The 8,769-nt window shown below is 70.3% G+C and carries 11 protein-coding genes; 7 read left to right on the top strand and 4 right to left on the bottom strand.

Annotated features, from left to right (window positions below):
* Positions 1-29: 29 nt before the first annotated feature.
* The 3 genes from FNH05_RS25045 to FNH05_RS25035 all read right to left on the bottom strand — a co-directional run bounded on the left by FNH05_RS25045 (position 30) and on the right by FNH05_RS25035 (position 1,598).
* Complete coding sequence (locus FNH05_RS25045; RefSeq protein WP_144591163.1) at positions 30-431, bottom strand: ChaB family protein; 402 nt, start codon at positions 429-431, stop codon at positions 30-32.
* Between the two features lie 68 nt (positions 432-499).
* A complete protein-coding gene (locus FNH05_RS25040) occupies positions 500-739 on the bottom strand; it encodes a hypothetical protein (protein ID WP_144591162.1) in 240 nt (79 codons plus the stop codon).
* 13 nt (positions 740-752) lie between these two features.
* A complete protein-coding gene (locus FNH05_RS25035; protein WP_144591161.1) occupies positions 753-1,598 on the bottom strand; it encodes an SDR family oxidoreductase in 846 nt (281 codons plus the stop codon).
* Positions 1,599-1,702: 104 nt separating this feature from the next.
* Between FNH05_RS25035 and FNH05_RS25030 the strand changes: the two genes are divergently transcribed.
* The 5 genes from FNH05_RS25030 to FNH05_RS25010 all read left to right on the top strand — a co-directional run bounded on the left by FNH05_RS25030 (position 1,703) and on the right by FNH05_RS25010 (position 6,716).
* Positions 1,703-2,761: an NAD-dependent epimerase/dehydratase family protein gene (locus FNH05_RS25030; protein WP_186382723.1), complete on the top strand. Its 1,059-nt coding sequence runs from the start codon at positions 1,703-1,705 to the stop codon at positions 2,759-2,761.
* 10 nt (positions 2,762-2,771) lie between these two features.
* A complete protein-coding gene (locus FNH05_RS25025; protein WP_144591160.1) occupies positions 2,772-3,407 on the top strand; it encodes a DUF47 domain-containing protein in 636 nt (211 codons plus the stop codon).
* A complete protein-coding gene (locus FNH05_RS25020; RefSeq protein ID WP_186382722.1) occupies positions 3,407-4,405 on the top strand; it encodes an inorganic phosphate transporter in 999 nt (332 codons plus the stop codon). The genes FNH05_RS25025 and FNH05_RS25020 overlap by 1 nt, the downstream gene beginning before the upstream one ends.
* An 18-nt stretch (positions 4,406-4,423) precedes the next feature.
* Entirely contained in the window at positions 4,424-5,746 is a 1,323-nt protein-coding gene (locus FNH05_RS25015; RefSeq protein WP_144591158.1) for a M20/M25/M40 family metallo-hydrolase, read from the top strand.
* 160 nt (positions 5,747-5,906) lie between these two features.
* The gene (locus FNH05_RS25010) at positions 5,907-6,716 is read left to right on the top strand and encodes an alpha/beta hydrolase family protein (RefSeq protein WP_144591157.1); all 810 of its coding nucleotides are present in this window, start codon (positions 5,907-5,909) and stop codon (positions 6,714-6,716) included.
* An 80-nt stretch (positions 6,717-6,796) separates the two neighbouring features.
* On the opposite strand, the gene FNH05_RS25005 is transcribed toward FNH05_RS25010, so the two are convergent.
* Positions 6,797-7,399: a TetR/AcrR family transcriptional regulator gene (locus tag FNH05_RS25005; RefSeq protein ID WP_144591156.1), complete on the bottom strand. Its 603-nt coding sequence runs from the start codon at positions 7,397-7,399 to the stop codon at positions 6,797-6,799.
* 123 nt (positions 7,400-7,522) lie between these two features.
* Here FNH05_RS25005 and FNH05_RS25000 point away from each other — a divergent pair, with 123 nt between their 5' ends.
* Together FNH05_RS25000 and FNH05_RS24995 are read left to right on the top strand one after the other, a co-directional pair.
* On the top strand, positions 7,523-8,311 hold the full coding sequence (locus tag FNH05_RS25000) for an oxidoreductase (RefSeq protein ID WP_144591155.1): 789 nt from the start codon (positions 7,523-7,525) through the stop codon (positions 8,309-8,311).
* A 328-nt stretch (positions 8,312-8,639) separates the two neighbouring features.
* Positions 8,640-8,769: universal stress protein (locus FNH05_RS24995; protein WP_186382721.1), on the top strand; the 130-nt coding region annotated here is incomplete at its 3' end.

Raw genomic sequence — 8,769 nt, 5'->3', positions numbered from 1 at the left:
CTGTCCGCCTGACCCGGGGCGGTAGTTGCCTACCTGCCGCGGGACTTGGCGGTTTCGCGGGTGTTGGCCCGCTGGATCGCCTTCACCAGCTCGGACTTGCTCATCGAGGAGCGGCCCTTGATGTCCAGCCGCTGGGCCAGTTCGTACAGGTGTTCCTTGCTGGCGGAGGCGTCGACGCCGCCCGCGGTCTGCTTGCTGCGCCGCCCGGCGCCGCCCTTCGCCTGTGCGTCCGACGGGCCCTTGTGGCCCTTCTCTTCCCAGTGATCCCCGACCTTCTCGTAACTGTGCTTGAGCGCCGCGTACGCGGTCTGGTGGGCACGGCGGCCGTCGCCGTAGCTTTCGGCGGCCGAGTCGTGCGCCTTGATCCAGGTCTCCTGGGCCTTCTTCGGCGAGCGACGCAACGTACTGGGCAGTACTTCACGTCCAGGCATGGGAAATGCACCTCCAAGGTCTGTTCCCGTGTCACCGGAGTTCCCGTGATCGTGACGGGGCAAACGGTTCAGGGGCGGCGCACGTGGAGCGACTGCTGCTCCGCCCCGCCCGCCGGATGCTCGAAATGTTCCTGGTCGGCGGCGCCGGGGGAGCCCGGCGACGGGGTGAACTGGCCGCCCGACTCCTCGCTGTCCGGTTCGCGGGCGTAGTCCGGATCCTCCGCCCGCCAGGACACCGGATCCTCCAGCGGTTCGGGTTCCGGTGCCAGTTCGAGGTTTTCCTGCTGTTCGGATCGTTCCTGCTCCATGACGCACCCCTGTTCAGCCGGGCAGGGTCTCGCCGCCGAGGGCGGCGAGCACCTCTCCGGTGTAGTACGAGGAAAGCCGGTCGGCGGCGAAGAACACATAGGACGGTGCCAGCTCGTCCGGCTGGGCGGCCCGGCCCAGGGGCACGTGCTGCCCGAACTTCTCGACGTGCTGCTCGGACATCGTCGACGGGATCAGCGGCGTCCACACCGGACCCGGTGCGACGCAGTTGACGCGGATGCCACGCGGTGCGAGTGCCTGCGCCATCGCATACGTCCACGCGATGACCGCGCCCTTCGTGGCCGAGTAGTCGATGAGCTTCTTGTTGCCGCGCAACCCGTTCACCGAGGCCGTGTTGATGATCGCGCTGCCCTCGCCCAGCGTCGGCAGCGCCGCCCGGGTCACCCGGAAGTAGCTGTGGATGTTCACGTCGAAGGTGTGCAGCCAGTGCTCGTCGGTGAGGTCGTCCGGCGAGTCCAGTTCCTCTTGTGTGGCAACGTTGTTCACCAGCAGGTCGAGGCCGCCCAGCGACCGCCTGGTCTCGGCCACCACCTCGGCGCAGTGCTCGGCGCGGGCGAGATCCCCCGGCAGCAGCACGCATTCGCGGCCCTGCTCCCGCACCAGTTTCGCGGTTTCCTCCGCGTCGGAATGCTCTTCCAGGTAGGCGATCGCCACGTCGGCCCCCTCCTTCGCGAAGGCCACCGCGACCGCCCGGCCGATCCCCGAGTCGCCCCCGGTGACCAGCGCACGCCGGTCCCGCAACAGGTCGCGACCCACGTAGCCCGCCATGCTGTCGCGCGGCTGCGGCCGCATCGGACCGGTGGTGCCCGGCGGCTCCTGCTGTTGCCGCGGTGTGCTCATGCTGCCCCGCCTCTCCCGAGTCGTTCCCCCGTCGCCGTCGTGTTGCCCGGTGCGGCCGAAGCCAAACCGTGATTGGGCCGCCGTCGAACGGGTAGCCGTTCGCCATGGCTGATGGGCTGCGGATCGTCGTCACGGGGGCCAGCGGAAACGTCGGGACGAGCGTGGTGGAGGCGCTGGCGGCCGATTCCGCGGTCTCCTCGATCGTCGGGATCGCCCGTCGCCGCCCCGCCTGGTCCCACCCGAAACTGCGCTGGGAAGTGGCCGACGTGGCCACCGGCGAACTGGACCCGTTGCTGCGCGGGGCGAACGTGGTGATCCATCTGGCGTGGCTGTTCCAGCCCACGCACGACCCCGTGACCACTTGGCGGGCCAACGTTCTCGGCAGCATCAACGTGTTCGAGGCCGTCGCCCGCACCGGGGTGAAGACGCTGGTGCACGCCTCGTCGGTGGGGGCCTACTCACCGGGCCCGAAGGACCGCGCCGTCGACGAAAGCTGGCCGACCCACGGCTGGCCCGAGGCCGCCTACCCGCGCGAGAAGGCTTATCTGGAGCGCTGCCTCGATGCCTGGGAGCCGCGCAATCCGGCCGTGCGCGTGGTGCGGATGCGCCCGGCCTTCCTGTTCAAGCGGGAGTCCGCCTCCGAACAGCGCCGCCTGTTCGCCGGGCCGCTGGTCCCGGGCAGCCTCCTGCGCCCGTCGCTGCTGCCCCTGGTGCCGGACGTGCCGGGGCTGCGCGTGCAGGCACTGCACACCGACGACGCGGCCGAGGCATACCGGCTCGCGGCGCTGACGGACGTCAGGGGCGCGTTCAACCTCGCCGCCGACCCGGTGATCGACGCGCGGGTGCTGGCGGATCTGCTGGGCGCCCGCCGGGTTCCGGTGCCCGGCCGCCTGGTGCGCACCGCGCTGTCCGCCGCCTGGCGCCTGCACGCGGTGCCCGCGACACCCGGCCTGTTCGCCACCGTGCTACGGCTCCCTCTGATGGACACCGGCCGGGCGCGCACGGAACTGGGCTGGACGCCCCGGCATTCCGCGACCGAGGCCCTTTCGGAGTTCCTGCACGGCTTGCGGGAGGGCGCGGGCCTGGAAACACCGCCGCTGGCGCCGCACAGCCCGGCCGGTCGTCTGCGCGAGTTCACCACCGGGGTCGGAAGCCGAGCCTGAAGGGACCGCTGTGCGCCTGAAACCCCGCGACACCCGCTTCTTCGACCTGCTCACCGGCGCCGCAGGCAACCTCGTCACCGGTGCCGGGCTGCTCGCGGAACTGATCAGCGTGCCGCAGGCCGAGCGGCCCAGGGTGGCGCAGCTGATGCACGACACCGAGCACCTCGGCGACGCCGCGACCCAGGAAATCATGATGCAGCTCAACACCTCGTTCATCACCCCGTTCGACCGCCAGGACATCCAGGCGCTCGCGGCCGGGATCGACGACGTGCTCGACGACATGGACGAGGCGGCCGACCTGGCCGTGCTCTACCGGATCGAGGACTTCCCCGACGGGGTGGCCACCCTGGTCGAACTGCTGGCCAGGGCCGCCGCCCTGACCGCGGAGGCGATGCCCGGACTGCGGAAGGTCTCGGATCTGCGCGCCTACTGGGAGGAGATCAACGAGCTGGAGGACCAGGCCGACGGCGTGTACCGGCGCCTGCTGGCGGTGCTGTTCAACGGGGAGGACCAAGACGGCCGGGACGTCCGCGACCCCTTGACGGTGCTGAAGACCAAGGAGGTCGTCGACCGGCTCGAATCGGCGGCCGACTCGTTCGAACACGTCGCCGACGTCATCCAGACCATCGCGGTCAAGGAGTCCTGATGGGGACCGCGGCCGCGGTGGCGGGCGTGGTCCTGCTGACTCTGTTCTTCGACTACACCAACGGTTTCCACGACGCTTCCAACGCCATCGCGAGCGCGGTCTCGACCCGCGCGTTGTCGCTGCGCGGCGCGCTGATCCTGGCAGGTGTGATGAACCTGCTCGGCGCGCTGCTGAGCACCGGGGTGGCGGTGACGGTGGCGAAGGGCCTGATCGATCCACCGAAGGGAACCGCGGCACTGTCGGTGGTGTTCGCCGCGGTGCTCGGCGCGATCGTGTGGAACCTGATCACCTGGTACTTCGGCCTGCCGTCCTCCTCGTCGCACGCCCTCGTCGGGGGGCTCGTCGGCGCCGCGCTGGCGTCGGCGGGGACCGTGCACTGGGGCGGGGTGGTGGAAAAGGTGCTGGTGCCGATGGTGCTGTCGCCGGTGGTGGGGCTGGTCCTCGGCTACGCGGCGATGGTGTCGGTGCTGTGGGCGTTGCGGCGCCGGAACCAGCACCGCGTGGGACACACGTTCCGGCGGCTGCAGGTGGTTTCGGCGGCGAGCCTCGCCCTCGGGCATGGGCTCCAGGACGCGCAGAAGGGGATGGGCATCATCGTGCTCGCCCTCGTCGCCAGCGGCTACCAGCAGCTGTACACGGTGCCGATCTGGGTCACGCTGCTGTGCGCCGCGGCGCTCGGGCTGGGCACCTATTCCGGCGGCCTGCGCATCATGCGCACCCTCGGGCGGCGGGTCTTCCCGCTCGACCCGCCGCACGGTTTCGTGGCCGAGGCCGTGGGCTCGTCGGTGCTGTACCTGACCGCGTTCGTGTTCGCCGCACCGGTGTCGACCACGCACGTGATCACTTCGGCGGTGATGGGGGTCGGCGCGACGCGGCGGCTGTCGGCCGTGCGGTGGGGTGTGGCGCGGGACATCGTGCTCGGCTGGCTGCTCACCTTCCCGGCGGCGGGCGTGGTCGCGGCGCTGGCCTATGGGATCACGAGGCTGGCGGGCGGCTGATGATGGTAGGAATGCCGGGTGAGCGAACCCAACCTGATCGAGACAGCGGCAGACGAAGCGGTCACGCTGACCAGCGAGCTGATCCGCATCGACACCACGAACACCGGCGACCCGGCCACCCTGGTCGGTGAGCGGGAGGCCGCCGAGTACGTGGCGGAGAAGCTCACCGAGGTCGGCTACGAGATCACCTACGTCGAGTCGGGCGGCAAGAACCGGCACAACGTGATCGCGAGGCTGCCCGGCGCCGATCCGAGCCGCGGCGCGCTGCTCGTCCACGGCCATCTCGACGTCGTCCCGGCCGATGCGGCCGAGTGGTCGGTGCACCCGTTCTCCGGTGCCATCCAGGACGGCTACGTCTGGGGCCGCGGCGCGGTGGACATGAAGGACATGGTCGGCATGACGCTGGCACTGGCCCGGCACTACAAGCGGCACGGCATCGTGCCGCCCCGCGACATCATCTTCGCCTTCCTCGCCGACGAGGAGGCGGGCGGCAAGTTCGGCGCCCAGTGGCTGGTGGACAACCGGCCCGAACTGTTCGAGGGCGCCACGGAGGCGATCAGCGAGGTCGGCGGTTTCTCCATCACCCTGCGCGACGACGTGCGCGCCTACCTGATCGAAACGGCGGAGAAGGGCATCCGCTGGATGACGCTGCGCGTGCGCGGCACCGCCGGGCACGGCTCGATGATCCACCGCGACAACGCGGTGACGAAGCTGGCCGAAGCGGTCGCGAAGCTCGGCAACCACCGGTTCCCGCTGGTGCTCACCGATTCGGTGCGGGAATTCCTGGCCGGGGTCACCGAGATCACCGGCTGGGACTTCCCGGAGGACGACCTCGAAGGCGCGGTGGCGAAGCTGGGCAACGTCTCCCGCATGATCGGGGCGACGCTGCGGGACACCGCGAACCCGACCATGCTCACCGCAGGCTACAAGGCGAACGTGATCCCGTCCGTGGCCGAAGCGTCGGTGGACTGCCGGATCCTGCCCGGGCGGATCGAGGCGTTCGACCGGGAACTGGACGAACTGCTCGGCCCGGACATCGAAAGGGAGTGGATGGAACTCCCGCCGGTCGAGACCTCCTTCGACGGCGCGGTGGTCGACGCGATGACCGCGGCCGTGCTGGCCGAAGACCCGGGCGCCCGTACGCTGCCGTACATGCTCTCGGCGGGCACCGACGCGAAGGCCTTCCAGTCACTGGGCATCCGGAACTTCGGTTTCGCCCCACTGAAGCTGCCGGCCGATCTGGACTTCTCGGCCTTGTTCCACGGCGTCGACGAACGCGTCCCGGTCGACGCCCTGCGTTTCGGCACCCGCGTGCTCGACCGCTTCTTCCGCACCGCCTGACCGAGTCCCACCGCCGTGAGGGAAATGGGGGCCGTGAGGGGTCCCCTCACAGTCGTATCGACCGTGAGGGGACCCCTCACGGGAAAAGGGCCCGCCGCGCGGGTTCCGCTGGTGGCGTAACCGGGTCCCGGTACCCGGCCGCGGCCCTACCGTGACCGCCATGTCCTCACCTCTCACGGGCACGGCGGCCGGAGTGCCGTTCACCGCAGTGCCACCCGCCCACGACGGCCCCGCGCCGCTGATCGTCACCTGGCACATGCTGGACGCGCCGAGGTCGGACGCCGCGTTCGCCGCCGCGCTGCCCATGAACGACCTGCCCGCGTGGCGGGTGCACCTGGGCATGCCGATGTGCGGGGCGCGCATGGTCGACGGCAGCATGGAAGCCGGCTTGGCGTTGCTCCGCAAGGACGTCCTGATGGCCGCCCTGTACCCGTTCGTCCGGCAGGCGACCGAGGAGTTCCCGGCCGCGCTGGCGTCGATCCGTGCGCGACTTCCGGTCGGCGACGGCCCGATCGGCGTGCTCGGCGGCTCACTGGGCGGGGCCGTCGCGTTGCGGATCCTCGCCGACACCGAGACCCCGGTCTTCGCCGGGGCCGTGGTGAACGCCGCCATCCGGATGCGTTCCGTCGTCGACCTGTTCCCGGGCGACTACCCGTATGACGCCGAGTCCGAGGAGGCCGTCGACAGCCTGGACTTCGTCGCCAGGGCGGGCGAGATCGCCGGGCGCGCGCCGCTGCTGGTCGTGAGCGGCGAACTGGATGATCCGGCGCTGCGGGCCGACGCGTTTCGTCTCGTCGACGCCTTGGGGAGCCCGTCGGAACTGCTGTCGATCCCCGGGTTGGCGCATCCGCTCGCCGACGAGCCCGGCATCGAGCCCGCACCGCAGTTGCCGCTCGCGCGCGAGGTGGACGCGGGCCTGACCAGGTGGTTCCGACGCCACCTCCCGAAGCTACCGCCAGCGGTGATGTAGGGAAGTTTTAGCTGGTCAGGTCGCCCGCCGACGGTGCGATCACGCCGACACGGCGGGTCTGGCCGACCTCGCCGGACGGCTCAGAGCCCGCCGTTGGCGCCGATTCCCCGGAGCAGCGTGTCGACCACGAGCGTGGCGAGCGCGTCTGTGTCCGTCGGGTCCGTCGGCTCGGGCTGCTGGGTCGCTTCGTGAATGAGCGCGTAGTAGACGCGGCGGGCCCAGTCCAGATCGACGTCGGTCCGGATCACCCCGGCGTCGCGCGCCCTGAGGAAGAGGCGGTCGCACTGTTCGCGTACTCCGGCGTGCACCCCGGCGACCTGGGGATCGGCCGAGAAGGCACGGCTCATCGCGAATCCCCAGCCGATCTTGACGTCCAGCACGTTCGCGGTCACCTGGTACAGCGCGACCAGGGGTGGTGCGGTCTCCGGGCGAGCACGACGCACCGCTTCGGCGAACCGCTGGGCGGCCCAGCCGGTCAGCTCGTCGATCAGCGCGTCGCGCGTGGCGAACCGCCGATGGACGGTGGTCCTGGCCACGCCGGCCGCCGCGGCGATCTGCTCCATGGACGCCGTGGGATCGGCGCTCAGTACACGTTCGGCAGCCTCGAGAATCGCCTGCACGGTGCGCTCGGCGTCCGCCCGCCGCGCGCGTCCGGCCGGGCGTGCTTGCTCCTGCTGTGTCACCGCTACCTCCTCGTCACGAAAAACACTACAGGAGAGTCCCTTGCGCACGATTAGTTGCAACACTACTGTCTCAACTAAGAAGAGTGCAGCGTCTTCAGTGACGCGATTGGGAGGGTTCAAGAGATGGACGTTCAACTGGCAGGCAAGACTGCCCTGGTGACCGGTGCCAGCCGTGGTATCGGCTTGGCCGTCGTCATCGCGCTGCTCGAAGAGGGCATGCGAGTGGTCGCGGGCTCGCGCACCGCCCCGCCGGAGCTGGCCGCATCCGGTGCGATCGCGGTGCGGGCCGACCTCTCCACCGCCGAGGGCCCCGTCCAGCTCGTCGAGCGGGCATTGACCGAGCTGGGGGACATCGACCTGCTGGTCAACAACGTCGGTGGCGGCGACAGCGACGGCGGCCAGACCGGCGGCTTCGCCACCTTCGACGACGAACAATGGCACCGGACGTTCGAGCTGAACTTCTTCAGCGCGGTCCGCACCACTCGTGCCGCACTGCCCAGCCTGTTGCGGCGAAAGGGCGCGATCGTGAACATCTCGTCCAACGGAGCCCGGATGCCGCACGCCGGGCCGATGCCGTACACCACCGCGAAGGCGGCCCTGACCGCGTTCGGCAAGGCGCTCACCGAAGAAGTCAGCCCGCTGGGCGTACGAGTGAACACCGTCTCGCCAGGCCCGGTGCGCACCTCCATGTGGGAGTCCCCGGACGGCTACGGTGCGGAGCTCGCGCGCTCGATGGGCGTGCCGCACGCGCAACTCCTGGCGCAGCTACCGGCCGGGATGGGAGTCACCACCGGCCGGTTCGTGGAGCCCGCCGAAGTCGCCGCCCTGGTCGCCTACCTGGCCTCACCTCTGTCCGGCAGCATCACCGGCGCGGATCACGTCATCGACGGCGGTGCGATCAAGACCGCCTGACAGCCGCACGAGCACCTCGACTCGAGGAGGCGGCGTGCCGGGGTCCGCGGTCAATTCGAACTAGGGACTTTCAGCCATATGCATGACGGCGAGTTTTGGCGCACACTCGATGGCACGTGCAGGTGTTCGGGGCATCAGCATGATCCGGGTGGTTGTCGATCGGGGACTCACCACCCGGGATGAGGAGCGTCTGTGACGGCCGGTCGGGGCCATACTGTCCGCCCGGAGGCTCCTGGGACGGGGCGGCTCGGGGCCGCCCCGTCCCCTTTTTCTCCGGGGTGAATGCTTTTCTGGGCTTCATGTTTTTCCGGGGAAGAGGAAACCGGCGATGGCGGACGAGATCGTGGTCGGGGTGAGCGCGTCCGCGACGGCGTTGGTGGCGGTGCGGTGGGCGGCGCGGCTGGCCCGGGAGCGGCATCTGCCCGTGACGCTGGTGCACGCGGGGCGGGATGCCGGGG

The sequence above is a fragment of the Amycolatopsis rhizosphaerae genome, from assembly GCF_007713715.1.
In the GTDB taxonomy this organism is placed as follows: domain Bacteria; phylum Actinomycetota; class Actinomycetes; order Mycobacteriales; family Pseudonocardiaceae; genus Amycolatopsis_E; species Amycolatopsis_E rhizosphaerae.
This window is presented reverse-complemented; position numbering and strand designations above follow the sequence as displayed.

What these genes read in the sequence shown, in the direction of transcription:
- FNH05_RS25010 (WP_144591157.1), top strand. Translation starts at nt 5,907, where the DNA reads ATGTCCTCACCTCTCACGGGCACGGCGGCCGGAGTGCCGTTCACCGCA.
- FNH05_RS25035 (WP_144591161.1), bottom strand. Translation starts at nt 1,598, where the DNA reads ATGAGCACACCGCGGCAACAGCAGGAGCCGCCGGGCACCACCGGTCCG.
- FNH05_RS25000 (WP_144591155.1), top strand. Translation starts at nt 7,523, where the DNA reads ATGGACGTTCAACTGGCAGGCAAGACTGCCCTGGTGACCGGTGCCAGC.
- FNH05_RS25040 (WP_144591162.1), bottom strand. Translation starts at nt 739, where the DNA reads ATGGAGCAGGAACGATCCGAACAGCAGGAAAACCTCGAACTGGCACCG.
- FNH05_RS25045 (WP_144591163.1), bottom strand. Translation starts at nt 431, where the DNA reads ATGCCTGGACGTGAAGTACTGCCCAGTACGTTGCGTCGCTCGCCGAAG.
- FNH05_RS25020 (WP_186382722.1), top strand. Translation starts at nt 3,407, where the DNA reads ATGGGGACCGCGGCCGCGGTGGCGGGCGTGGTCCTGCTGACTCTGTTC.
- FNH05_RS25030 (WP_186382723.1), top strand. Translation starts at nt 1,703, where the DNA reads ATGGCTGATGGGCTGCGGATCGTCGTCACGGGGGCCAGCGGAAACGTC.